Annotated in this window: 21 protein-coding genes; 11 read left to right on the forward strand and 10 right to left on the reverse strand. The window is 69.6% G+C overall.

Annotated features, from left to right (window positions below):
- Window positions 1–248 precede the first annotated feature (248 nt).
- The 8 genes from ACIQ8J_RS30365 (at window position 249) to tpg (ending at window position 10,143) form a co-directional block, all read left to right on the forward strand.
- Window positions 249–722 (forward strand): hypothetical protein, encoded by a 474-nt coding sequence (locus ACIQ8J_RS30365; RefSeq protein WP_403276030.1) that lies wholly within the window; start codon window positions 249–251, stop codon window positions 720–722.
- A 390-nt stretch (window positions 723–1,112) separates the two neighbouring features.
- Window positions 1,113–2,846 carry a hypothetical protein gene (locus ACIQ8J_RS30370; RefSeq protein ID WP_403276031.1) on the forward strand — a complete coding sequence of 578 codons (1,734 nt, stop codon included), beginning with the start codon at window positions 1,113–1,115 and terminating at the stop codon, window positions 2,844–2,846.
- A 282-nt stretch (window positions 2,847–3,128) separates the two neighbouring features.
- Entirely contained in the window at window positions 3,129–4,166 is a 1,038-nt protein-coding gene (locus tag ACIQ8J_RS30375) for an aldo/keto reductase (protein WP_403276033.1), read from the forward strand.
- Window positions 4,167–4,445: 279 nt separating this feature from the next.
- A complete protein-coding gene (locus tag ACIQ8J_RS30380; protein WP_403276035.1) occupies window positions 4,446–5,525 on the forward strand; it encodes a serine hydrolase domain-containing protein in 1,080 nt (359 codons plus the stop codon).
- A gap of 119 nt (window positions 5,526–5,644) precedes the next feature.
- Entirely contained in the window at window positions 5,645–6,319 is a 675-nt protein-coding gene (locus tag ACIQ8J_RS30385; protein WP_403276037.1) for a GtrA family protein, read from the forward strand.
- Between the two features lie 101 nt (window positions 6,320–6,420).
- A complete protein-coding gene (locus tag ACIQ8J_RS30390) occupies window positions 6,421–7,149 on the forward strand; it encodes a hypothetical protein (RefSeq protein ID WP_403276038.1) in 729 nt (242 codons plus the stop codon).
- Between the two features lie 90 nt (window positions 7,150–7,239).
- Window positions 7,240–9,576 carry a telomere-associated protein Tap gene (tap, locus tag ACIQ8J_RS30395; RefSeq protein ID WP_403276039.1) on the forward strand — a complete coding sequence of 779 codons (2,337 nt, stop codon included), beginning with the start codon at window positions 7,240–7,242 and terminating at the stop codon, window positions 9,574–9,576.
- A 9-nt stretch (window positions 9,577–9,585) separates the two neighbouring features.
- A complete protein-coding gene (gene tpg / locus ACIQ8J_RS30400) occupies window positions 9,586–10,143 on the forward strand; it encodes a telomere-protecting terminal protein Tpg (RefSeq protein ID WP_403276040.1) in 558 nt (185 codons plus the stop codon).
- Between the two features lie 188 nt (window positions 10,144–10,331).
- Here tpg and ACIQ8J_RS30405 read toward each other — a convergent pair whose 3' ends face one another.
- From ACIQ8J_RS30405 to ACIQ8J_RS30415, 3 genes are read right to left on the reverse strand one after another with little or no spacing between them, the layout of a single operon-like run.
- On the reverse strand, window positions 10,332–11,117 hold the full coding sequence (locus tag ACIQ8J_RS30405; RefSeq protein WP_403276041.1) for an ABC transporter permease: 786 nt from the start codon (window positions 11,115–11,117) through the stop codon (window positions 10,332–10,334).
- Entirely contained in the window at window positions 11,114–12,091 is a 978-nt protein-coding gene (locus tag ACIQ8J_RS30410) for an ATP-binding cassette domain-containing protein (RefSeq protein WP_403276043.1), read from the reverse strand. Before ACIQ8J_RS30410 ends, ACIQ8J_RS30405 begins: the two co-directional genes overlap by 4 nt.
- A 12-nt stretch (window positions 12,092–12,103) precedes the next feature.
- Window positions 12,104–12,775: a DUF4097 family beta strand repeat-containing protein gene (locus ACIQ8J_RS30415; RefSeq protein ID WP_403276073.1), complete on the reverse strand. Its 672-nt coding sequence runs from the start codon at window positions 12,773–12,775 to the stop codon at window positions 12,104–12,106.
- 257 nt (window positions 12,776–13,032) lie between these two features.
- On the opposite strand from ACIQ8J_RS30415, the gene ACIQ8J_RS30420 reads away from it, so the two are divergent.
- Window positions 13,033–13,788 carry a helix-turn-helix domain-containing protein gene (locus ACIQ8J_RS30420; protein WP_403276044.1) on the forward strand — a complete coding sequence of 252 codons (756 nt, stop codon included), beginning with the start codon at window positions 13,033–13,035 and terminating at the stop codon, window positions 13,786–13,788.
- A 248-nt stretch (window positions 13,789–14,036) separates the two neighbouring features.
- On the opposite strand, the gene ACIQ8J_RS30425 is transcribed toward ACIQ8J_RS30420, so the two are convergent.
- A complete protein-coding gene (locus ACIQ8J_RS30425) occupies window positions 14,037–14,855 on the reverse strand; it encodes a Crp/Fnr family transcriptional regulator (protein ID WP_403276046.1) in 819 nt (272 codons plus the stop codon).
- Window positions 14,855–15,181, reverse strand: a complete 327-nt coding sequence (locus ACIQ8J_RS30430) for a hypothetical protein (protein ID WP_403276048.1) — start codon at window positions 15,179–15,181, stop codon at window positions 14,855–14,857. Before ACIQ8J_RS30430 ends, ACIQ8J_RS30425 begins: the two co-directional genes overlap by 1 nt.
- 966 nt (window positions 15,182–16,147) lie before the next feature.
- Between ACIQ8J_RS30430 and ACIQ8J_RS30435 the strand changes: the two genes are divergently transcribed.
- A complete protein-coding gene (locus ACIQ8J_RS30435) occupies window positions 16,148–16,879 on the forward strand; it encodes a TetR/AcrR family transcriptional regulator (RefSeq protein WP_403276049.1) in 732 nt (243 codons plus the stop codon).
- Window positions 16,880–17,437: 558 nt separating this feature from the next.
- Here ACIQ8J_RS30435 and ACIQ8J_RS30440 read toward each other — a convergent pair.
- The 5 genes from ACIQ8J_RS30440 to ACIQ8J_RS30460 all read right to left on the reverse strand — a co-directional run bounded on the left by ACIQ8J_RS30440 (window position 17,438) and on the right by ACIQ8J_RS30460 (window position 23,936).
- Entirely contained in the window at window positions 17,438–17,842 is a 405-nt protein-coding gene (locus tag ACIQ8J_RS30440) for a DUF6009 family protein (RefSeq protein WP_399056939.1), read from the reverse strand.
- Window positions 17,839–19,308: a phage/plasmid primase, P4 family gene (locus ACIQ8J_RS30445; protein WP_403276074.1), complete on the reverse strand. Its 1,470-nt coding sequence runs from the start codon at window positions 19,306–19,308 to the stop codon at window positions 17,839–17,841. The genes ACIQ8J_RS30440 and ACIQ8J_RS30445 overlap by 4 nt, the downstream gene beginning before the upstream one ends.
- Before the next feature lie 59 nt (window positions 19,309–19,367).
- Window positions 19,368–20,492 carry a bifunctional DNA primase/polymerase gene (locus ACIQ8J_RS30450; protein WP_403276052.1) on the reverse strand — a complete coding sequence of 375 codons (1,125 nt, stop codon included), beginning with the start codon at window positions 20,490–20,492 and terminating at the stop codon, window positions 19,368–19,370.
- Window positions 20,493–21,224: 732 nt separating this feature from the next.
- Window positions 21,225–21,926 carry a TetR family transcriptional regulator gene (locus ACIQ8J_RS30455; protein ID WP_403276054.1) on the reverse strand — a complete coding sequence of 234 codons (702 nt, stop codon included), beginning with the start codon at window positions 21,924–21,926 and terminating at the stop codon, window positions 21,225–21,227.
- A 93-nt stretch (window positions 21,927–22,019) separates the two neighbouring features.
- The gene (locus ACIQ8J_RS30460) at window positions 22,020–23,936 is read right to left on the reverse strand and encodes an acyl-CoA dehydrogenase (RefSeq protein WP_403276055.1); all 1,917 of its coding nucleotides are present in this window, start codon (window positions 23,934–23,936) and stop codon (window positions 22,020–22,022) included.
- 415 nt (window positions 23,937–24,351) lie between these two features.
- Here ACIQ8J_RS30460 and ACIQ8J_RS30465 point away from each other — a divergent pair, with 415 nt between their 5' ends.
- The gene (locus ACIQ8J_RS30465) at window positions 24,352–25,038 is read left to right on the forward strand and encodes a ScbR family autoregulator-binding transcription factor (RefSeq protein ID WP_403276056.1); all 687 of its coding nucleotides are present in this window, start codon (window positions 24,352–24,354) and stop codon (window positions 25,036–25,038) included.
- Window positions 25,039–25,104 lie beyond the last annotated feature (66 nt).

The following is a 25,104-nucleotide window of genomic DNA, read 5'->3' on the forward strand; positions in this document are numbered from 1 at the left end:
TCACTGACTGACGTACCTACGGTCGAACTATCTAGCTAACGGTCTTGCTTGGTAACTAACCATGTGTCGCCAGAGTAGTGGGCTAGACCAAATGGTGCAGAGATAGCTGAAAGACCGTCAATTAGCGGACACCAAGGACCCCCTGACGATTCGGCAACACGCGCGATTTCTAGTGTCAACCGGAGCAGTCCGAGATTTCCGGTACCGTGATTCCAACGATCAACCCATGTATCCCTGGAGTGATGGCCATGTCGGTGACAAACGCCCAGCTCAGCGCCAGTGCGGTCGCAATGGCCGCCGGTCTGAGCGAGTCCTGGGCCTGGAAGGCACGCGACCAAGGCGTCCTGTTCGAGCCCCATTTCGAGGACGCCGTCGTCGCACTGCGCGTCTACGCCTTCGTCTCCCAGATCGTGTGGCCTGGCAGCCGCCGCCCCCGCAGCGCCCGCCAGGACCTCGAACTGTGGCAGTCCAGCGCGGTGGACGCGGCCCGTCAGGCGGTGGACGATCCGCTCACCACGCCCGAGACCGCGCTGTGGGTGCTGGAGGACTCCGTCTATCTGGTCACCACGCCCGCGGAGCGCGCCGCCTTCGATCTCAAGCACCTGGACGGGCGGGCCGCCTTCCGTATCCCCATCGGGATGTGGATCTGCGAGCTCCCCGACGCCATAAACGCCGTGCCGCGTCGGCGACGGCGCAACCTCCACGCCAGGGCCTCCGCCTGACTCCCAGGCCCCTCCAGGAGCCCGCCTGACGGCGTATCTCCTGGGCGCCCGTCAAGACCCCCACATCCACCGCCAACCACAGCCCGTGAGGTGACCCTCAGCCCTTCCCCCAACTGAATCCCCACCCCGCGTTCGTCAGCAGTCTGTCGAACGGCGATGGCGTTTTGCCTTCTTACCCCCTGCCAGGAGCACATCATCGCTACCAGCACGAGGGCTGGTTCAGTGTTGTCTTTTGCTGGTCCAGCCTCGCCCCACACTCCCTCCTCCCACCGCACTACGGCCCGCCCCGTCATGCGGGCCGCCAGCCCCGACTCCCGCCGTTCCCCTGGCAGCACCGCCCGCGCGACGCGCCCGGTGCCCGAGCCCGTCCCTGCCCTCATCCACGTCCCCGTGAGCCCCGCCCCGCAGCACCCTCCCCGGCGGGAGCGGCGCCAGCGGGTACGGGTGCCCTGGATGGTGGTGGCGTCCCCCTTCTACTCCGACGTCGCCGTGGCCGTGTACATGAAGATCAAGGTCCTCGGGCAGCGGCCGGAGGGCTGTACGGCCGGAGCGGCGACGCTCGCCAGGTACCTGGACATGTCGACCTCGTCCGTCGAACGCGGACTTGCGCAACTGCGCAGCCCCCGCCCCGACGGCGTGATCGAGCTCCCCGAGAACACCCGCCGCTCCCTGCCCGGCGGCACCGGTACCACCGCGCGGCGCCGGGTCCGCCGGATGGGCCCCACCGAGCTGTTCGTGTGGCTGCCGGTCGCGGCCTGCGAGGACCTCACACCGCGTCAGCTGCGGGCGTTCGCGGTGCTGATGTTCGCCCAGGCGCAGGGGATCCCGCTGACCCTCGGCGACATCGCCGGGTACCTGCTGCACTATTCGGGACGGCGTGCCGGGCAGCCGATCACGGCCAACGCGGCGGCGGCGGTGGTCGCCGCCTTGGAGGCATCGGGCTGGGCCACAGTGGAGCGGCGGACCGGGGCGCAGGGCCGCAATCACTACGTCGTCCACGACGTTCCGCGCTCGCAGGCTCCGGAGGGATCCGAACCGTACGGGTACGACTCGCAGGCTCCGTCAGGGTGCGAGACACCGGCCACGGCCACCACCGCCGTCGAAGAGAGTCCGGCCGACCGCCCTCACGCCCCGTCAGCCGACGTGCGGACTCCTGTTGTTGATGAAGGATCGGGTTCTCAAGTTCATGCGGGATCGCTCGCGACTAAGGAAGACCACAGGATTGACCGACCCGAGAACGAACCCCGTCTTTCCTCATCCGCCGTAGGCGAGACTCGGGTGGTTTCGCGCGTCGCACTCGCGCGAACCCGTCGCGAACCGCGAGCCGCGAACCCGACGGCAGGTCTCGCGCTCCGCGCGGATGCCAACCCCTCGCCCTCACCAGCACAGCCCGGCACCGGCGGGGGAGTGGGCAAGCGCTACACCGGACCTCAACTCACCCTCAGCCCGCAGATCTACGCCGTGCTCGAACCCGTGCACTGGCTGTTGCAACAGGTCAACAACCCTTTCCTGGTACGCCAGATCGCCCGGGAGGTGGGCCGCCAGATGCGCGAGGGCACGGACGCCGCCCGCCTGCACCACCGCCTCACGGTCCGGTTCGCCGGTACGTCGCCGTCCGAGATCCGCGACCCCGGGCGCTGGCTGCTTGGCGTGGCCCTGCCGAGATGGGGCTGCGGCCATCTGGACTGCGAGACCGGAACGATGTGGTCCAGCGGTGCCGCGTGCGCGGTGTGTGCGGAAGTCGTGGCGGACAGACGCGCGGCCCGGCAACGCGAAAGCGGTCGACCCGGCCCGTACGACCCCGTGGCTGCTGCCGCGCCCCTTCGCCCCTCGGACGGCGTACCCGTCGCTCCTGACCCGCAGGAGCCGCCACGCGCCAACTGCGCTGAGTGCGGCTGCCGGATCGTCCTGATCGGCAAGGCCCACACGGACGGGCTGTGCAAGCCGTGCCGCGAACAGCAAGCCCCAGTCGAGGGAACGGCTGAGGGTGTCGCCGGTGCCCGGTCGTCGGCGGTCTGCGCGGGGTGGGACGGCGTGCCGTGCGACCGCCCGGCACTGCCGACCCGGGCGGTGTGCGCGCGGCACCGTGCGCGCGAAGTGGCGGGGGAGCGGGAGGCGTCTTGAGGCAGACCCGGGGGAGACACCTCGCCCACCCCTTACGGCCGTCCGGGCTTTTTCGGGCCAGGAAGGTGGCGACCGCCCTGTCGGCTCCTTCGCTGGGCTCCTGGGCCAGTCGTGCGGTGACGACGCTCCAGCACCCACAGTGGGCGGACGGCCAGCGGTTCCCGATGAACGCCCCTGTGCGTGCGTTCGTTCGCCGCACTACGTCCAATTCCGGCCACTAGGGTCAGCAGCCGGGCTGCGCAGACGGCGTCGCCTCCCACCCTTTCAAGGAGCTTGCAGAGCATGGGACTTCCCACCCTCCCTCTGGGCAGCAGCGGTCTCGACGTCACGCGCCTCGGCTTCGGCGCCTGGGCCATCGGCGGGGCCGGCTGGCGCTACAGCTGGGGCACTCAGGACGATGCCGAGTCCATTGCCACCATCCGGCGTGCGGTGGAGGCCGGAATCAACTGGATCGACACGGCCGCCGTCTACGGCCTCGGCCACTCCGAGGAAGTCGTCGCCAAGGCACTCAAGGACATCCCGGAAGCCGACCGCCCCTACGTCTTCACCAAGGTCGGACTGGTCTGGGACGAGAACAACCGGCTTGCCGCGCCCCGCCGGATCATGGCCAAGGACAGCGTCCGCCGGGAGGTCGAGGACTCGCTGCGACGGCTGAACACCGAGCGGATAGACCTCTACCAGGTGCACTGGCCGGACACCGGCAAGTCCCTGGAGTGGGGCAGCGAGAACGAGCCGGGCGACCCCACCCCACTCGAGGAGTACTGGCAGACGATGGCCGACCTCAAAGCCGAGGGCAAGGTGCGGGCCATCGGCCTGTCCAACCACGGCATCCCGGAACTGGCGGCCGCCGAGGCGATCGCCCATGTCGACGCCATCCAGCCGCAGTTCTCCGCACTCAGCCGGGCTGCCGCCGACGACCTGGCCTGGGCCGACGCCCATCGCGTCGGGGGCATCGTCTATCAGCCGCTCCACTCCGGCCTGCTGACCGGCACCTTCTCGCGCGAGCGGGTGGCGGCGCTGCCTGCCGACGACTGGCGCAAGAGCTTCCCCGAGTTCACCACGGATCTCGATCGCAACCTCGCCCTGGCCGAGGCGCTGCGCCCGGTCGCCGAGGCCCATGGCACCAGCGTCTCCTCGGTTGCCGTCGCCTGGACGCTTGCGTGGCGCGGGGTCACCGGCGCCATCGTCGGCAGCCGTCGGCCCGAGCAGATCGACGGCTGGATCGACGCGGCCTCCCTCGAACTCTCCGAGTCCGACATCGCCACCATCAGCCGGGCCATCGCCACCACCGGTGCCGGTGCGGGCCCCACCCGCCCCTGACCTCGACAGGATCCCGAGTCCGGGAACGTTGATCACGGTGCTTCCCGTCTCACCTCATCCGGGGCGGGAAGCGGCCACGTCCAATCGACGCGGCAAGGGGCAGTGTGACGACACCCGGGCCGGCCAACGGCGGCCCCTTGAGCCGTTCTTGAGTCCCCCTCGACCGCCGGACCGGCGGACCCCCACTTGCCTGGCTACCGTGAAGAGCCGACGGTGTCCGGGTCTCCTGTGTGCCTCCTCGTGGAGTGCGCGGCACGGAGCAGGTGGAAGGCGGGGGCGATGGTGGCGAGTGGGGTGGGGCTGGAGCTCGGGCGGGCCGTGGCCGAAGGCGGGGTTCCCGGGATTCTCGCCGAGGTGCGGGACGGGGAAGGGCGCTGGTTCGGCTCGGCGGGGGTGGGCGACACCGAGACCGGCCGGGAGCGGGGGGAGCGGGACCGGTTCCGGATCGGCAGCATCACCAAGACGTTCGTGGCCACCGTGGTGCTCCAGCTCGTCGCGGAACACTCGCTCGGCCTCGACGACTCCGTCGAGAAGTGGCTGCCGGGCGTGGTCCTGGGCAACGGCCACGACGGAGGCCGGACGACCGTCAGGCAGCTGCTCGACAACACCAGCGGGATCTTCAGCTACACCGAGGACTATGCGGCATTGCAGTCCCGCGACAACTTCACGCCCGAGCAGCTCGTACAGATCGCCATGGCTCACCCGGCCCCGTTCGCACCGGGTACGGGCTGGGGGTACTCCAGCACCAACTACATTCTCGCCGGGATGGTCATCGAGCGGGTGACCGGCGGAGTACTCGCCGACGAGATCTCCCGGCGCATCACCGAGCCGCTCGGCCTCACCGGCACGTACCTGCCGCGCGGCGACGACCCGACGATCAGCGGACCGCACTCCGAGCACTACACGAAGCTGTATCTGCCCGACCCCGACGCCGAGATCTACGACGCCACCGAGCTGGACCCGAGCCCGTACTGGGCGGCCGGCGGCATGATCTCCACGGCCGGGGAGCTGAACGAGTTCTTCGGCGCGCTGCTCGGGGGGCGGATCCTCCCGGACGAGCAGCAGCGCGCGATGTTCACCACCGTCCCCACCCAGGGGTGGATCCCCGGCACTCGGTACGGCCTCGGCGTCTCCTCGCTGGAGCTGGAGTGCGGGACGACGCTCTGGGGCATGGGCGGCGCCGTCCTCGGTTCGTGGTCGTACGCCTACGGCAGCCGTGACGGGGCGCGCATGGTGGCGGTCAACATCAACGCCGATTGGGCGCAGGGTGGTTGGGACGACCCGATCGGCATCTTCACCGACGTGCTGAACGCCGAGTTCAGCACGGACGCCTCCCGGGTGGCCCGGTCGGCGTCGTAAACCGCGTGCCCACCGTCCACTGACCGACTTCGTACAGCGTCCAGGGTTGCGCACAGTGTGCGCGCCCCGTACAGTGTTCGTTAGGACGAACGCCGTGCGGGTCGAATGGAGGGTTGAACATGAAGTCAGCGAGCAGCAGCCAACTCTCCACAGCGCCGGGCCCGTTCGGCGCGTTCGTCCGGTTCGTGGCGTGCGGTGGCGGTACGGGTGTGGCCTCCACCGTCTCCCTGGCGCTGCTGGCCCTGGTGATGCCCTGGGCGCTGGCCAACGCGCTGACCACCGTCGCGTCGACCGTCGTCGCCACCGAACTGCACTCCCGCTTCACCTTCGGGGGCGGCCGGGCCGGGTGGCGCCGGCATCTGCAGTCCTTCGGCTCGGCCGCCGGGGCCTACGTGGTGACCTGCGCCGCGATGTTCGTACTGCATCTGCTCGTCGCGTCGCCCGGCGTGCTGTGGGAGCAGGTGGTCTACCTCTCGGCCGCCGGGCTCGCCGGTATCGGACGCTTCGTGGTGCTCCGCCTGTTCGTCTTCGGCGGCGGGCGGGGCCAGGACCTGCCGGAGAACCGGCCCGAAGAGCGAACCGGGGCCCCGGTCACGGCAGTTGTGTCCCGCCGGGCGGGTCGGTGGGACGACCTCGGACTCGTCGGAGCCGGTGGGGGCCGTCGCGTGGGGAGCGCCCACTGGGGGCCGTCGCCGGGCCGGGCGCAGCGCGGAAGGCGCCGGCCGCCCGGTGGCACGGCGGGCCAACGACCGGGACAGGGACGGCAGTTCAGCACCGCTCGGGTGCGGGCCTGACCGGCCCGCGCCGCCGACCGAAACATCCGGATATGCGAGAGCAGTGACCTCGGCCGGTCAGCGCCGCGCCCACCGCCCTTGCCGCACAGCGGGAGACGACCATGCAGACCAGCACAGCGGACCTGTTAACGCCCGAGAGCCGTTCCGACAACCGCCCCGGCAACCCGGACCGCCCCTCGATCGCGCGCCGGGCGGTGGCCTGGTCGGTGGACTTCGCCCTCGTCCTCGCCGCCGCGTACGCCATCGGCGTCCACACCGCCCACCAGATCAGCGACGTCTGGAGCAACGCCCCCCACCTCGGCCTGTCCACCTGGCAGATCGTCACCGGCGACGGCGGCGCCATCGGCAAGGCGGGCCACCTCGCGACATCGCTCTGGCACCAGGTGGTCGTGTCCGTGATCCAGGGCTTCCTGCTCCTGGCCGCCACCACCTTCGCCTACCACTGGGCCACCCTCACCTTCGCGGGCCGCACCCTGGGCAAGGTGCTCGTCGGCGTACGCATCACCCCGCACACCCCGGGCCGGGCCGCCGCCCGTGCCGCCGTCACCACCCTCGCCGACGTCGGCTGCTTCGCCTTCGCCTGCTGCCTGCTGGTCTCCGGGCACCTCGTCTGGGCCGTCCTGGCCTGGCTGGGAGCGGTGGCGGCGTTCTGGTTCAACGCCCTGTCCGCGTACTCGGGCCGCACCGTGGCCGACCGGGTGGCGGGAACGGTCGTCGTATACGCCCGTACGTCCGCCCACACCCCGGCCCCGAGTCCGCAGCCCCAGCCGTTCGCCTCCGCCGCGCCGCCCATGCCCCAGTACGAGCCCCAGTCGACCCTGACGCCGTAACGCCCGGCGGCACTTTCCTTCCACTCCCGGCGACGTGCGTTTCGCGTGTGATTCGATGTGCGATTCGTATAGGGTGCGCTGCTGGAGGTGATGGATGTGGCCGATGAGCAGGACGAGTTGTTCGCCTCGATCGATGCGCTGCTGGAGCAGGTGTACGCGCAGGACGGGCTCCCGGCGCCGGCGGAGCGCAAGCGGCTGCGGAAGGCCGCTGGGCTGAGCCAGGAACAGGTCGCCAGGGCGCTGGATGTGCGCCGCGAGTCGGTGACGTCCTGGGAAGCCGGGCGCACCGAACCGCGCCCGCCGAAGCGCGCCGCCTACCTCCGCCTCCTGGACGGCCTCGCCGCCCGCCACCCGGCGCCGCAGGACGCGGCCCCGGAGACCGGAGTGTCCGGCAGCCCGGCCGCTGTGCCCCGGCCCGCATCCGAGTCGGCCGCCGCTCCCCAACCACCCGCCGCCTTCGAGGCCACCCCTCAACCGGCCGCCGCACCCGAGCCTGTGACCGCCCCCCGGCCCGCCACCACGCCCGAACCGGCCACCGCGTCAGCCGCGCCTGTCCGGCCGTCTTCGACGGTGCGCCGTCCCGCCGCGCAGAACGGCGCGCAGAAGCCTCCGGCCAAGGGCATGCCGAAGACTGCGACCAGGAGCACCGCCAGGACCACCGCCAAGTCCGGGGCCAAGGCGCCCGCCCCCGTGACCGATCCGCGCTTCGCGCACGGACCGATCGCCGTCCTGGACGGGGACGGATCCGCGTACTGCGTCGGCGGCCTGGTCCTGGACTGCCCGGCCGACGACATCGTCTCGCTGGTCGAATGGGCCCTGAACGAGGCGAAGTTGGGGGCGTCCCGGCTGCACCGCTCGGGCAAGGACGCCGACCCGCTGATCGTCCTCACGGCGGCGGCCGCCGAACGCCTCGGGCTTCCGGCCGCGCTGGAGGACCGGCGGGGCCTGCGGCTGCCGGAGGACCACCGGGCCGTCCAGCAGATCACCAAGGCTAAGTGGAAGTTGACCCGGCGCGGCTTCGGCCCGTGGGCCCGGGTCTACCGCCCGGCGCGTGCCGGGCAGCGTCAGTGCGTACAGTTCGCGGTCCTGCCGTGGGGCGCGCTCGACGCCCGTGCCTGGGGGAGTGCGGGCCAGTTCCCGCCGGCCGAACTCGCCCGCGTGCTGGGCGACTACGCGACCCGGGTCATCACCCCCCGCGGCTCGACCGCCGTATCGGGTCTGGAGCTGATGACCGCGCTGCGCCCGCCGACCCGGGCGGTGAAGGACCCGCACTCCGAGGCGTGGGTGTCCGGCCCGATGCCCGGCTCGCTCACCGAGCCGGTCGACCCCGCGCCCCCCGAGGCGCCCGACGAGCACCCCGTCGTCGCCGCCCTCCACCCGCGCGGCCACCAACGCACCCCCGCCGAAGTGCTCGACGAGGAGGCCTTCGACTGGATCCGGGACCCGCAGCTGCTCACCGATGCCGAGTGCACGCGGAAGTTCGCGGTGGGCATCGACGTGAACACCGCGTTCCTCGCCGCCGCGAACCGTCTCGTGGTCGGCCTCGGGGCGCCCGTCCACGTCACCGCCCCCGCCTTCGACAAGACGGTGCCCGGCTGCTGGCTCATCGACCTGTCGGGCATCGAGATGGACCCGCGCCTGCCCAGCCCCTTCACACCGGACGGCGTACGCCCAGAGGGGCCCGCCTGGTACGCGACTCCCACCGTGGCGTACGCCCATGAGCTCATCGGCGCCTATGGCCTGCCCGTCACCCTCGCCCCCGTCGAGGCATGGCTGCGTCCGGAGAGCGGGCCCTACCTCGACCCCTGGTACAAGCACTTGAGCGAGGCGTACAAGGCGACGATGGCCGACCTCGGCATCGAATCCGGGATGGACGAGGGCGCGTTCCTCGCGGCGATGGAGACGTACAAGCAGACCGATCCGGCGACGGCCGCCGTGCTGTCCGCGATCAAGTCGACGGTCAAGGGCGGCATCGGCAAGCTGCGCGAGCGGCCGCAGGGCGCCGGTTACCGGCCGGGGGAACGCTGGCCCGCGTTGGAACGTCCCACCTGGCGCCCCGACATCCGGGCCGCCGTCATCTCCACGGCCCGCGTCAACATGCACCGCAAGCTGATCAAGACCGCCCTGGCGACGCAGCCGGTGGCGGCCCCCGTCGGGCATCTGCGCTTCGCCGACGAGGCGCTGCTGCCCGTCGCCCTGCTGTCCGACTGCGCGGTGTACCTGGCCGACGGGCCCGGCCCGCTGGACTTCCTGCCGCACACCCCCGACGGGAAGCCCGCACCCGGTACGTTCCGTCTCGGGGTCAGCCCCGGCATGGTCAAGCACGAGGGCACCCAGGAACTGCTGTGGGCGGTGCAGATGCTCGACGAAGGCCACAACCCCGCCCGGCACATCAAGGGCACCGACGCCGCGATCGACGGAGAGTAGACCACCTCGATGGGCATCATCGGCGACAGCCTCGACAAGGCCGCGGCGAACACGTTCACCCGGCCGCTCCCCAAGTCCGCACAGGCGCAGATGAAGTTCCTGGTCAAGCAGGAGAAGGGCTCCACCAGGGTGGTGGCGCAGCTGCTCGGTGTGTCCCAGCGCACCGTTGAGCGCTACCTCAAGGGCCAGCTCAAGCAGCCCCGTCCGGAACTCGCCGCCCGGCTCCGGGGCGAGGTGCGCAAGCGGTGGCAGCCGAAGGTCCGCGCGAGGGCGCAGCAGCGGGCCGCGGCGACCGGCGGCATCGTCATCGAGACCCGCGCCCGGTTCGGCTACACCGCGGCCCCCGGCACCTCCGACGACGGCCGCCTGCGCCTCATCACCCAGTCCTTGCCCCCCGCGTACGCGGCCCGCCTCTTCGAGGCCCGGTCCTCCGGCGCCACCGAGCAGCAGCTCCAGTCCATCGCCGCCGAAGGCCTCCAGGAGATCTACTTCAAGGACCGCGGCCGCCGGGCCCGCGATCTGACGGTCGAGTTCACCGACATCGACTATGTGGAGCTGGACTACTAGGAGTTGACGGAGGGGCGATGGCTGCATGATCGGCGCCGCCCGGGGGAGGTCCGGCCGACGATGTCGGCGCTGCGGGCCCGGCCGATGGCCCAGAACGCCGACGGGGCGGCGTACGCCGACGCGGTGTCGGGGGTACGCCGCCCTGGGGCGGGACGCGTTGCGGGAGGTGGCCCGCGCTGTCATGGCGGTTACTTCGGGTCTTGGTTGAACTTGGCGGTCGACCAGAAGTAGCCGAGCACGGTCAGGCCCAGGCACCAGGCGACGGCGAGCCACCCGTTGTTGCCGATCTCGCTGCCGAGCAGCAGGCCCCGCAGGGTTTCGATGGCGGGCGTGAACGGCTGGTACTCGGCGATCGGCTGGAACCAGCCCGGCATGGAGTGGACCGGGACGAAGGCGCTGGACAGGAGCGGCAGCAGGATCATCGGCATCGCGTTGTTGCTGGCGGCTTCGGCGTTCGGGCTGATCAGGCCCATGCCGACCGCGATCCAGGTGAACGCCAGGGCGAAGAGCACGAGCAGTCCGAATGCCGCGAGCCAGTCCAGGGCGGTCGCGTTCGTGGACCGGAAGCCGATGGCCACGGCGACGGCGCCGACGAGGACCACGCTGGCGATCGACTGCAGGACGCTGCCGACGACGTGCCCGACGAGCACCGAAGGGCGGTGGATCGCCATCGTACGGAAGCGGGCGATGATGCCCTCGGTCATGTCGTTGGAGACGGACACCGCGGTTCCGACCACGGTGCTGCCGATGGTCATGAGCAGGAGGCCGGGGACGATGTAGGCGATGTAGGCGGAGCGGCCGCCGCCACCGATGCCCGCGCTCATCGTGTCGCCGAAGATGTAGACGAAGAGCAGCAGCAGCATGATCGGGGTGAGCAGCAGGTTCAGCGTGAGCGAGGGGTAGCGCCGGGCGTGCAGGAGGTTGCGGCGCAGCATCGTGGTCGAGTCGCGTACGGCGAGGGAGAGGGAGCTCATCGGACAGCCTCCTTGGGCTGGTTGGGCTGGTTGGGCTGGCTCGGCACGTTGCTGCCGGTCAGTGCGAAGAACACGTCGTCGAGGTCGGGGGTGTGCACGGTCAGCTCGTCCGCCTCGATACCGGCCGAGTCCAGCCAGTCGAGGATCGAACGCAGCTCGCGCTGGCTGCCGTCGCTGGGGATCTGCAGCGACAGCGCCTCGTTGTCGCAGGTGACCTCGCGGAGCGCGGAGGCGGCCGACTGGTACGCAGCCGGATCGGAGAACCTGAGCCGGACATGGCCGCCCGGGACGAGCCGCTTCAGCTCCTCGGCGGTGCCTTCGGCGGCGATCTTGCCGTCGTTGAGGACGGCGATGCGATCGGCGAGTTCGTCGGCTTCTTCCAGGTACTGGGTGGTGAGGAAGACGGTGACGCCGCCCGTGACCAACTCGCGGATGATGCCCCACATGTTGTGCCGGGAGCGCGGGTCGAGCCCGGTGGTCGGCTCGTCGAGGAAGATGATCCGCGGGTTGCCGACCAGGGTCATGGCGATGTCCAGGCGGCGCTTCATGCCGCCGGAGTAGGTGGAGGCGGGCTTCTTCGCGGCCTCCACCAGGTCGAAGCGCTCAAGGAGTTCGGCGGCGGTGCGCCGCCCCTGGCTGCGGGAGAGGTGGTGCAGGTCCGCCATGAGGAGCATGTTCTCCTCGCCGGTGATCAGCCCGTCGACGGCGGAGAACTGCCCGGTGACACCGATCGCGGCGCGTACTGCCTGGGGGTGGCCGGCCAGGTTGTGGCCGCCGATGTGGATGTCGCCGGTGCCCGGGTCCGGGGAGATGAGGGTGGAGAGGATCTTCACTGCGGTGGTCTTGCCAGCGCCGTTCGGGCCGAGCAGGGAGAAGATCGTTCCTTCGGGGACGGCCAGGTCGACACCGTCGAGTACGACCTTGTCACCGTAGGACTTGCGCAGACCGTTCGCCGCGATGGCCAGGTTGGTCATGAGGAGTGCTCCTTAGAGGCTGCGGGCGGTGATGTCGCCGTAGGACGTGGTCGCGTGGATGTTCAGGCCGGCGCCGGCGCCGTCGGTGTTCTGGAGCGCGTTGTGAATCCGGCCGTGGGTGGTGCCGGCGTCCAGGGAGGCGGAGACGCCGCGGGCGGCGCAGACCGACAGGTCGCCGGACTGGGTGCTCAGCACGACCGTGCCGGACGAGGCCTCGGCGATGTGGATGTCGCCCTGGTGGGTGCTGATCTCCGCGGGGCCGGTGAGGCGGCCGACCGTGATGCCACCGACGTGGGCGGCGAGGCGGACGCTCGCGGCCTCGTCGATCTTGATCGCGCCGTGTGCGCCGGAGCAGTTGATGTCGCCGAGGCGTCCGACGGCCCGGAATTCGGCGCAGGACGGCTTCGCCTCGACGCTCGACCCGGCGGGCAGCTGGACGGTCACGTCGACGGACCCGGAGGGGCCGAAGTACTGGTTCTTCGCCGCCGGGGCGTCGATCCGCAGGACGCCGTCGCGGTATTCGACCGTGGCCTGCTCCGCCGCCTTCACATCGCGGCCCTTCGAGGCGTTCGAGGGCAGGACCTCCACCGTCGTGTCGGTGCGGTCGGCGGCGATGAACTGGATGCGGCCCGCGGGAATGTCCAGGACGGCGGTGATCGGGGCGGGGGTGTCGAACTTCTGCACCGTGCTCTGCTTCTTCTGCATCGTGATCTTCTGCATCGTGCGCTCCTTCGGTCCGTCGTTTTCGATGATGGAAACGCTACGTTGCATTCAAGGATCTGGCAACAGAGTCGTTGCGCTTGATTGGCATCGTTGCAGGTGGGAGCCGAGAAGTTGTTGCAATGGATTTAAATCTAATGCAACATCCCTCACCTCGTGCGTTGCAATGAATTGGAAGTGAACGCTATACTGGGGACACCACGGACACGAAGGAGACCGCGATGCCGGGAGGCAGACTCACCCAGCAGGAACGCCAGCAGATCGCGCTGGGGCTGGCCGACGACCTCGCCTACGCGGAGATCGCCCGACGCCTCGACCGCCCCACCTCGACGATCACGCGCGAGGTGATGCGCAACGGCGGCCCCGCCGGCTACCGCGCCGATGCGGCCCACCGCGCCACCGAACACCGCGCCCACCGGCGCAGGCAGGCCGCGCCCCGGGGGACGCAGGCGCTCCCGCAGGCCCACGGGCGCGACGCCGAGGCGGTGCGCGAGTACGAGGAGATGTTCGCCGGCGTCTTCATGCAGTCGGGCCTGCCCAAGATGACGGCCCGGGTGCTGGCGGCCATCTACACCACCGACGCGGGCAGCCTCACCGCGTCCGAACTCGTCCAGCGCCTCCAGGTCAGCCCCGCGTCCATCTCCAAGGCGGTCTCGCTCCTCGAAAGCATGGGTCTCATCCGCCGGGAACGGGACGAACGCCGCCGCGAGCGCTACGTCGTCGACGCCGACGTCTGGTACCAAGGAATGATCGCCAGCGCCCGGGGCCACGCCCAACTCGTCGAGACCGCACGGCAGGGCGTCAGCATCCTCGGCCCCGACACCCCGGCCGCCATCCGCCTTGAGAACATCGCCCGCTTCGTCGACTTCGTCGGCGAGGGCATCATCCGTGCCGCGGAGCAGGCCCGCGAGGTCCTCTACGCGAAACCCGAAACGACGTCAGGCGGTACTGCCGAGCCAAGTCCGGACCGCGAGTAGACGGCCGTCTTGACGCTCCCGCTCCTCCGCCGACCACTTGTTCGGCCCGAAAAGGACTCTTCGGGCAAAACCTAAACTTTTCCGGTATCGGTGAGAAATTGCTTTCTCAACTCTTTGTTGAGCGCGCCGACGCCCTCAAGTCGAGAATACTCGACGGTAACCCGCACGGTTGTCTATACCAAAAAGAAAAAGACGCTGGTCGCGAGGGTGAATTACCTTCACGGCCGGCGTCGTAAACGGAATAGCGGCTACCGCTGAGATGATTCTCCGGTCACCCGCATCGTGGGCATGCGGACTTTCCCGAAGTCGGCCAGCAGGGCTTCGGAGGGGAACTGGAAGGTGCGGTAGCCGGTGACCACGAGTTCTTCGCGGCGCAGTTCCCGCAGGGCCCCCTCGATCGTCGCGCGGCTCACGGCGAGAGCGTCCGCCAGGTCCTGCTGGGAGGGCCCTTCGAGCATCCGGCCGAACTCCTTGCAGGGCACCGCGCAGGTCCGCAGAAGGTGCATGAACAGGCCGGCCAGCCGCTCCTCGGGGCGCAGGGCCGAGCGGTTGTAGACCTTCTCCGCGTTCTTGAGACGTTCGGTCACCGAGGCGCCGATCGCCAGAGCCAGGGCGGGGCTGGCTTCGGACAGCAGCCGTATCCGCTCCATCGGCATCGCGAGCGTCAGCGTCGTGTTCAGGCACCGGGTGGTGGGCGTGATCAGCGATCCGTCGCAGATCTCCATGTCCCCGAGAACCGAACCCGTGCCCAGGATGCGCACGGTGGTCGAGTCGCCGTACGTCGCTTCCTCGGCCACGCAGCCGCTGAGCACGACGTGCACCAGCGAGCTGATGGAGCCGCGCAGAAGGTCCTTCCGGTGGTAGCGGCGGAGCTGGCCGGCGGCCAGGAGGTCGTCGCGCTGGTTCGGCGACAGGCGCTGCAGGAAGGCGTTGTGCTCCACGATCTCGCTCACGGAACGGCGACGGGTCCGGTAGCGGGTGCGGCCGGTCACCGAGTCCACCTCGTACAGGGAAGGGCCGATGAGCACGGCCCGGGTCGCCGGCGGCGTCACGCGGGACGCGTTCATCAGGCCCCCACCGCCGGACTGCCCGACGCGGCCGAGGCGGGCGACGCGGCCGAGGTCGTGCTCTCCGGCACGCCGGCGGATGCGGGGGGCTCGGTGGGCCGGGCTGAGCTCACCGCCGAGGCGGCGGGCGCAGGTCCCTGGGCGGGGCCGACCTCGGCGGGGCGCAGTACGAGGAACAACGCCGGGAGCGCTGTCACCAGCACCGTGATCGCGCCGATCACGGCCGCGATGCGGACCGGGGTCGAGGCCAGCACCTTGATCACGAAGGCGAGGAGGAGGGCTACGATCGCGACGATGACGACCGTGGCCAGCAGGAAACCGGTCACCGGTAATCCCTTTCGTGTCGTTGAGTCGTTTAACTGGAGGGCTCAGCTGGTAAAGCTCAAGAAGATCACCGGCCGGATTGGTGATCCGCCGAAAAGGGTGGCCTTCTAGATCGAGCAGGATATAACACGACTGCGGTGCGGTAAGGACAGCGGCTACACGGACAGGATTCCACAGGGGAGCGGTCGGCGAGGCGCGAGCGTTCATCTCGGGGATGACGTTACGCCACCCACCGGGGCGGTGAATTCCCTACCTCTAGGGAAAGCTTCACGCTGGTTCCCGATTCGGCCGGGGAACCGGAAAGAATGTGATCTCCCTAGTCTTAGGGAATGTTTTGGTCGGCATGACAGTTACATTCTTCAAGCTGACGTTGCGTCTTGGAGGGCTCAGCGCAGCTAGTCGGGTGGGGCCCCAAGGGGGTGGTGCCCCGGGGGCCCCCCGACGCACCGACCAGGAAGAACAACACGTGAATGAGTGCTCTGGGATCTTGAGTGGCGGCGCCTGCGGTGTCGCCACTCAGTCGTTGTGACGGGCCCGAGAGAAGGCGGGGCTGGGTCTGTCAGGCCCGCTTTCGGCACCGGTCCTGCTGCGGGCCCTGCGGGCAAAGGGTGCGCCCCAGCCCGCACCGCTGCCATCAACGGGGTTACGCCATAGGGCAGTTGGGCCACCAGCGGCTGGAGCGCCGACACCACGGTCGAGGACGACACCGCGTTCAGGACCCAACGGGACCAGACCTCCCGCACCGGCGCTTTCCCGCCGGCCCCGGCTCTGCGCGGAAGGCTTCCGCGCGGGCGGCGGCACGGGCCTTCCCCGCCTCGCAATCACCAACTGACGTACGCGGCCACAAGGATCCGTGGAGGAGCCGTCCAGAACCGAGGGACGTTCGGCGTCCGGTGTACGCATCATGCGAACGGCATGGCTACGGTAGGCCGTACAAAGATCGTTCACTGGGAGAAAGAGGACGCCCTATGTCTGGCGACGAGACGCCGATCCCCTCGGTTTGGACCCGGCCGCACCGACAGCGGGAGCAGTTGAGCCGCGAGCAGATCGTGTCCGAGGCCGTGGCGCTGCTGGACTCCGAGGGGCTCGACGCCCTGAGCATGCGGCGTCTGGGGACCCGCCTGGGCGCCGGGGCCACCTCGCTGTACCGGCATGTGGCCAGCAAGGACGAGCTCATCGAACTCGTCGTCGACGAGGTCTACGGCGAGCTGGAAGTACCGCCAGCCGACGATGCGGCGAGCTGGCGGAAGGCCGCCAACCACAGCGCCCACAGCCTGCGTTCGATGGTGCTGCGGCACCCGTGGGTCGCCTCCGTCCTCGGCCAGGTCGGGCTCGTCCACCTCGGGCCGAACGTGATGCGGATGTCGGACCGGATGCTCGCCGTGTTCGGCACGGCCGGCTTCGCCGCGGAAGAGGCCGACCAGGCCATGAACACCGTCATCGCCTGCGTCATCGGCATGACCACCAGCGAGGCCGCCTACCTGTCGATGATCGCCCGCAGCGGCAAGAACGAACAGGAGTGGATGGAGAGCCTCATGCCGGCCGCCGAGCAGGCCGCGCAGGACTACCCGCGCCTGCGCGAGGGCCAGAGCGCGCAGCGGGGCAAGAACCCCCAGCAGATCCGTGAGGACAACTTCGCGTACGCCCTGGAACGAGTCCTCGACGGCCTGGAGGCCCGGCTCTCCCGTACCGGCGGCTAGGGCAGCGGCACGGTCCCGGGGGCGCCTCGCGCCGGTCAGCGGCGGGCCGACCGGCAGCACCCGCCCCGTCGATCCGCGCTCGGGGTGCGGGCCCTGGAACTCCAGCGTTCAGCTTGACCGGCGGCCTGGGACCGCCGAATCCCGTCCACGCGGTGCCGACGTGGCGCGAGGCCCGGCCCGTTCTCCGGCACCGCCGCCCCGACGGCGAGCACCGTCCCGGTAGCCATCGGCAAAAGGTGGCTGTCGCCGCCCGCGAAAAAAAAGCGACCCGGATTCGTTCAGTCGCTGGCTCGGTCTGGAGAAGAAAGTGCAGGTCAAAAGGCTACGTACGGCCAAACAGCGACTGAAGCGACTGAAGCCTCCTATCTATGACGTGCATACGCACACACGCACACGCACGCGGGAATGTCGTCATAGATCCGACTCTCGGTCGCTTCAGTCGCTGCTTGCTTGGTGAGGTGGCCGCTGACCTGGGGTTTCGTCATTTCCCTTGGTCCGGACGTTCAGTCGCTGAGGCGCTGTGCGGCTTCAGTCGCTGTCCGGGGCGCAGAGGAGGGCTCAGGCCTTCGGCAGGGTGATGCCGAGTTCGCGCATCGCCTCGGACTCCGGGCCGCCCTCGGAGCGCTGGGTCTTGTAGCCCTTGACGCGCGGAGCGATCGTGCGGGGGTCGACGGCTTCCGACGGGGCGCCCGAGGCGTAGAGGCCGCCCGGCTGGCCGTCGCGGTCGTGGGGGGCGAGCCAGAACACCCGGCGCAGGAAGGTGCCCGAGGCGCGGGAGGAGCGGGCGTCGGGGCCGAGTACCGCGTAGCCGACCATGCGGCCGCCGCGGTGGTAGGCGGGCTTGCCCCGGCGGGTGGGCAGCCGGTCCAGGCTCTGGCGCACGTAGTCCAGGTCCGTCGTGTCCTCCAGCCACACGAGCTCGCTCTCGTGGGCGAGCTGCTCGGGCTCGATCAGGGCGCTCATGAGGTTGCTCCCACTTCAGCGTTGAGCCCGATGCCGGGATAGAACTTCCGCTGATTCGAAAGGATCATGTCTTTGGGGGTGGCGATGCCGACAGTCTCCCGTACCCGGGCGGCGAAGGCCCTGGAGGAGACCGGGTTGGCACCTTCCAGCTGGCACCAGTTCTTGTAGCTGTTGTAGAGCTGGGCCTGCTCGGCGCGCATGGCGGGCTCCAGCGTGCAGCACTCGCCCAGGAAGCGCCCGGTGTGGTCCTCGGTCTCGGCGTAGGCGGTCGTGGCGGTACGCACCTGCTGCGGGCCCGTGAGGTCGCGGGAGCCGGTGAGGTAGCGACGGGCGCCGGTGACCAGCCAGTTGAGGATGCCGGGGCCCTCCTCGGTGACCAGCACGTCGGCGAGGTTGTCCACCTGGCGGTCGTCGGCGACGACCCGCTCGAAGGGGATGAGTTTCATCCTGCGCCAGAACGCGTAGCCACCGGTGCCCACTTCGGGACGGTGGTTGCCCAGCAGCCACAGCTTGTGGGTCGGGCTGAAGCCGAAGAAGTCCTGACGCATCCGGCGGGCCTTGATGCGGTCGCCGCCGGTGAGCAGTTTGACCCGGGCCTCGTCGAACCGGTCGCCGGGCTTGAGCTCCGAGCACACGATGATGCGCCGGCCGTGCAGTTCGGCCAGGTCGGTGGGGTGCCCCTCGAAGGGGCGGGCCATGAGGAACCCGGGCGGGGCGGCGTCGGCGTAGTCGCCGAGCAGCTTGACCATCACGTCCAGCAGTACGCTCTTGCCGTTCTTGCCCTGTCCGTAGAGGAACGGCATGATCTGCGCGCCGACGTCGCCGGTGACGGAGTACCCGAGCAGTACGTGCAGGAAGTCGATCATCTGGCGGCCTTCGGCGTCGTCGCCGAAGGTGTCGGTCAGGAACTGCTGCCAGCGCGGTGTGGCCATGGTCCGGGACGGCACGCTCGTGGCGCGCGAGTGGTAGTGCTTCTCGGGGTCGGGCGGGGCGAGGGTGCCCGTGGTGAGGTCGATGACGCCCTCGGGCGTGCACAGCGCGTACGGATCGGCGTCCAGCAGGGAGGCGTTGAGGACCATGCCCGGTGCGGCCTTCGCCTGCATCAGCATGGCCTTCATCCCCGACGTCGACAGCGCCCGGCGCCGGTGGCGGCGCAGCGCGGAGTCCGTGTACCGCGCGCGGGCATCGGTCTCGGCGAGCGACTCGGCCATCTCACCGGCCGCCCACAGGACGTTGTCGTCCTCGTCGATCTCCCAGCGGAACCCGGACCAGCGGTACCAGCCGAGCCCCGGCACATGCCGGAAGTCCCGCCCGTACAGGGACACGAACAGCTTGGCGTTGCCCCGGTCGCTGAGGCTGTCCGGCAGCAGCCCGTGCTCGGTGGCCTGGGCCGCCACGGATTCGGGCGCCGCGGCCGACTTGGGGGCGGCCTGGGCGGGGACGGCGCCGTCGGGGCAGCCGAGCATGATCTGGCGCGCGACTTCGACCGGGTCGAACAGCCCCTCCTGGGAGGACGGTGCGTCGTTCACGTACGTACTCCCGGATCGAGCGGCCGTCGGCTCCCCGCGCTCATCCCGCCCCGGATGATCTGCAGACAGCGGCGTTCCTGGCCGGGGCGCGCCTGCGCGGCGGCCGCCACCAGCACGGCCTCCGCGTCGGCGAGGTTCATGCGGCCGGCGCCCACCAGGCCGCCCGCGGTGAAGGCGGCGCGGTTGAGCTTTTCGGTGAAGCCCGCGCCCTCGGCGGTGGCGGCGCACTCCGTCACCGCGATCAGCACGGTGGCCAGGGCGCGCGCCGCGGCGTCCCGGCCACCGCTCGCGGCGATGACGGCGGCTCGGGCCCGCGAGGGAACGGGCGTGGCGTTGCGGGGAGTTGCGGACGAGGGGCGGTGGCCGGTGCGCTCCAGCTCCGCGGCGAGCCAGCTCGGCAGCGGAGCGGGGCGCCTGACGGGACGGCAGGCGGTGTACGTGCCGACGGCCGTCGTGGTGCCCGGCGCGATGATGTAGCCCCCGTGCGCCCGCACATCGACCTGCCAGGCCAGGGCCCGCCGGGCACTTGAGCCGTTCGAGCACCGCCAGGTGTGTCCGGGCCGCGCGGTGTACCACAGGTGCAGGCCCCCCGAGGGGGTGCGCACCCGCAAGGTGGTGTCGTCCTGGCTCGGGTCGGGTGCGCCGCGCAGGGCGGCCAGCAGGGCCAGGCTGTGGAAACCGTGCCGCAGCCCGCCCAGGGACACCGAGGCGGGGATGTGGATGCCCGGCAGCAGCCGGTCGGGATCCGGCAGCGGCGCCGCGTGCGCGTCCACGTCGATCACCACGAGGTTCGCGGGCCCGCAGGCCACGCCCACGCCGAAGCGGGGCTGCTCGGACCACCACGCCAGGATCCGCGAGGTGTCGGTGGTGGCGGCGTGAAAACCGTGGCACCAGCGACCGGCGGCGATGCAGGGGCAGCCCTGGGCGCTGTGCGGCTGGTCGCGGCAGGGGGCGCAGTTGGCGGCGGGCGTCTTCCTGCCCGGGGCCAACGGAAGTACGGGCCAGCCCTGTTCGGCGCACCACAGAGCGGTGCCAAGCGGCGTCCCCGATCTGCGCCCTTCGTGCTCGATCGCTACCCGCTGGGATGAGTCGCTACTTGAAAACCCCAGGTCAGGGGGCATGGGTGTTTCCTTTCAGCGACCGAAGCGACTCACGTTCGAGATGCGTTCAGCACAGGCTAGTGCAGAGCGCTCGAACAGTCCCGTGGTCGGCGAACTCAACAAGGCGAAGATCCCCGACCGGGGCGCCGGCCCCCAGCAGCGACCGAAGCGACCATCCCCAGGCATTGATGCCGACAAGAGGGGAGAGGAACGCAACTTCCGCTTCTGTAACCCTTTTTGACGGATCGTCCGTTTGCTGGGGCTGGCACTGCCGCTGCCCCCGGCGCGGCCCGACTGCGGCACGCCGGGCGGCCCGGCGGGGGCGGTGGGAAGAACCCGGAAAGCGGCGATCCGGACGGTTTCCATACGGTTTCCGTACGGTCACCGGGCCGACCGTCAGTCGGTCAGGAGCGCGTCCACGTCAGGACGACGTCCACCGACACCGGCTGCCGCGCATTCGTCTGGGCGCCGTCGTGTCCGGCGACCCCGCTGGCGACGTAAGAGAACGTCCCTCGGTGATGAGCATGCCTTTTCCCCCGGGCGTGCGAAGTGTCGCCCCGCGGCCCGCAGGCGCGCAGAGCCTGGCTGTGCTGTGCGGGCACCGGCCCCCGACGGCGGCCGATCCCCCCTGGCGTGCGCCTGACCCGTCCTCACCCTTGGCCACCCTTGGCGCACTTCCCAAGCAAAATAAAGGGTGACCGGTCTGTTTGTCGAGTGACGGGGGAGGTGCCATGGGGCGGAAGCTTGGCTCCTTCAGGGGCGGAAGGCCGGATTGAGAACTGATGGACCATCACCATCCGGTCCGGCCAGCCTGGTTGGCGTAGCCCGGTCGGTGCTTGAGGACCATCCGGCCTGGCCCGCCTCCTCGGTGACGCCCACCCCCGCAAGGGCGAGCCGCCAGACGCTCTCGAGCTGGGCGACACCGCTCCCGGACGCCGCCCCCGTACCCGGGCGGTCACGCAGGAACGCCTCCGCGCCCGCCGTCAGGTACTCGACCAGCATGGTGACCTCCGCGGGCCGGGCCCCGCCCCGTAACTGCCCGTTGCTGTGCGCCTGGTCGAGCAGTTGCTTGACGACCGGAAGCCAGATGTCCGACCAGCCTCCGGTGCCCGGCCGCTCCCTGGCCAGCCGTACCGCACAGCGCACGGCCGTCTCCTCCTCCAGCAGGCGGGTGAGCTCCAGGGACAGTTCGACGACCTTGCGCAGCGCGGAACCGGGCCGCGCCGAGACCCGCAGCAACGCGGCCTGGGTCAGCGCGCGGCCTTCGTCCATCACCGCGTCGGCGAGTTCGCCCTTGGTCGGGAAGTGGAAGGTGAGGGCGCCGAGCGAAGTGCCCGCGGTCCTGCACACTTTGACCAGGGACGTGCCCTCGTACCCCTCCCGGTCGAAGTGCGCGGCAGCGGACTGCACGACAGCCGCCCGCGTCCGGACCGCCCGGCCCTGCTGCTTCGTCATGGTCGCTCCGAGCTGGGATCGGTGATGGACGTGTGGGGCGCGATGAGTCTCCGCCATACGGAAGTTCAGCGGTCCCGTGTGACGGTGAGGTGGTCACGCGGGGAGCGCGGTCGTGCCGGCGACTGAGGCATCGAGGTGCTGGTCGATGTAGGAGCCGTTGGCGATGGGGATGGCAGCCAGCATCTCGGCCGGAATGTCGAATGCGTCGACGAGGGTCATCATGTGCGGGGCGAGCTCGGCGACGACGGCATTTTCAGTCCTCGGCAGCGCACGCACCTGGTCGGCGGTCATGTGGTCGTCGGCGAGCAGGTCACCGGTGTGCTCTTTGATCTGCCTGAGGAGGAACAGCCGGCACAGGCTCTCCAGCAGGAAGCGGGCCATGGGATCCACGGCCTCGGCAGCGGCCGAGATGAAGGCGTCGGCGGCCTGGAGGCGGGCATGGACGGAGACCATCTCCAGCGCGGCGGGGGAGGTTTCGTTCCATCGGGACAGCGGGTCGCCGGACGGGCCCTGTCGCAGGGCGGTGCGGGCTCGGTCCTGCCACAGGGCCTCGACCTCGGCGAGCAGGTCGCGCAGGAAGTGCAGGTCCGTCAGATTCCGTTCTCCGGCTGGGAGTTCTGCGGACCTCTTGCGGTCGACCTCATGGCCGAGCACCATCTCGGAGGCGGCCTTGACCCAGATCACGAGGTTGTCGCCCTCAGCCGTGATCCCTCCCTCGACATTCAGGGGGAGATCGGACAGGCCGTTGGCAGGGAAGAGCCCCTGTGCTCCGCACCGCTCCCGGCACTCGATCGTGATCCCCCGGGCCTGCCAGGTGATCCACCCCTTGGCGATGGCCACCAGACGCTCGACCTCCGCCCGGTCCTCGTCGGTGTGCCCGGCCCAGCGGGTAACCGTGGACCGGTGCAGGAAAGTCATGGCGTACGCCGTGGCGAGTTTGTCGAGAAGGCGGCCGTGATGACTGCGATGGGCGGTCAGTGCCACCCGCTCACCGGCCTTGGTCCCGGCGATGAAACGGTTGTGGGCGTAGCGCACCGCGATGGCAAGCGCTGTGCGGGACATCCCCAACGTGCCGGCGCTCATGCAGAGCTTTCCCATGGTGATGCGGCCGATGGAGCGAAGCAAGCGTTTGCGGCGATTGCCGAGGTTGCTGCTCAGCCTTCCCTCGGAGTCCAGCCGGCCGTGTGCGGCTTCCAGCATGGCCTCGCGAGGCAGCCACACGTGGTCGAATGAGGTGAGGCAGTGGTCGACCGGGGTCCCGGTCCGCTGCGGCAACGGGCGGACCTTCACTCCGGGCAGGTGGCCGTTCTCGTCGCTCAGCGGGGTCAGGAAGAGGAAGACCCCGTGGTCCTGGCCGTCGATCAGCAGCCGGGCCGCCACCACGGCGCTCTTCGGGCCACCGATGGTGCTGGTGTTCGGCATGAACTTCTGCGCTCCCGGAGTGGGGGTGTCCAGGACGAATCCGTCGGTCGTACGGTCGAGCACCGCTGTCGTCTCCATCGCGGCCACGTCATTGCCGTGTTCGAGCTCCGTGCACAGAAACGTTCCTGTGCGCTTCATCGAGGTGAAGGCGGACAGGTCACGGCCGTCGGTGTTGTGATCGAGGAGGCTGCCGAGAAAGAGGTTGTAGTGGATGCTGGCCACCGTGCACAGACCACCGTCCACGGGCCCTGTCCACTCGTGCAGGCTGGCCAGTCGATGGGGGTCGTTGGCCAGTTCCGCGGCGTTGTCGACGACCTCATTGACCAGACGCAGCCGGTCGTAGGAGAGGGCGGTTCGCTCGTCCGGCGACAGCCCTGTCCGGTAGGTGAAGTTTCGGCCACCGGCAAGGTTGCGCCAGGTCTCGTGGATCCGGTCCCGGTCCTGTCTGTCGAAGAGCAAGTGTGCGAGCTCGCCGGCGGCCATAGCCGAGGGCCCGAATGCGAGACGGCTGAGCGGACCGTTGCTACCAACGGTCCTCTCCATCTCTGCGTCTATGAAGGTGTTCTTCTGGAACGTCAGCAAGGTCATGGACCTCTCCCCGTTGATGAGGAACCCGATGGGATGGGAATCTCAGCCACGAAGATACGTACCAACCGGTTTTGTTTTCAAGTCCCTTCGAGGGGCGGCTCCGGAGCCTCGGATGGCGCAGAGCGGCTGCGAACCACACCGGAACGGCGCATTCCGGGCATAGCATGCCCACGCCGGGTGTCCGTAGGTGTCAGTTCCTGCAACGAGCGTCGCGGGTGTCCGGTATTGAAAAACCGATCCGCTGGTTTTATTCTTTGATGCACTCCCCTGATCGCGGGTGACGGCCAGGCTATGGGGCATGTAGAGGTGGTATGGGGTTGTTCGGTACGCGCCCGTCATGCAGGGCTAGTCGATGCTAGAATACGAACCCTTTGGTTTATTTCTAGCTGATCGGGGGCTGGTATGGAGGTGGGTTGTGGCGCGGCAAGAACGAGCCATCCGGACGCGGAAGAAGATTCTTGTCTCGGCGGCAGAGGTGTTCGACGAGGTCGGGTATGAAGCAGCGACGATCGCCGACATCCTGAAGAAGTCCGGCATGACCAAGGGAGCGCTCTACTTCCACTTCACGTCGAAGGAAGAGCTCGCCCAGGCAGTGCTGGCGGAGCAGGTCGCCGCGATGCCTCTGGTTCCGGAGCGGGACTTGAAACTGCAGCAGTCCCTGGACGAGTCGCTGCTGCTCACTCACTTGCTCGGGCGGGACTGGGGCGATCCGATCATCCAGGGCAGCATCCGCCTTACCGTGGACCAGGGGTCACCGAAAGACGGTCTGGACCGGCAGGTGCCGATGGCGGGGTGGATCGAACACAACGTAGCCGTCTTCGGTGAGGCCAAGGCGAACGGGGAGATCCTTCCGGACACGGACGTGCTTCGCGTGGCGAAGTTCATGGTCGCTTCCTTCACCGGTATTCAGGTGCTGTCAAGGATCATGACCGATCGGATGGACATGGCGGAACGGGTGGTCGACCTCTACCGGCATGTGATGCCGTCCATCGCGGTGCCCGCCGTGCTTGTCCGGCTGGACTTCACGGCGACGAGGGGGCCGCAGATCTACGAGGCGGCAATGAGGCTCCGTGAAGATTCGGAGCTCGTGCTGCCTGGCTGAGCCGAGTTTCCCACCGGCCAGCTGACGGGGCTGTGAGTGCTCTCTGTGCACAGGATTTTGGAACAT

It is taken from the genome of Streptomyces sp. NPDC094147 (assembly GCF_044764265.1).
In the GTDB taxonomy this organism is placed as follows: domain Bacteria; phylum Actinomycetota; class Actinomycetes; order Streptomycetales; family Streptomycetaceae; genus Streptomyces.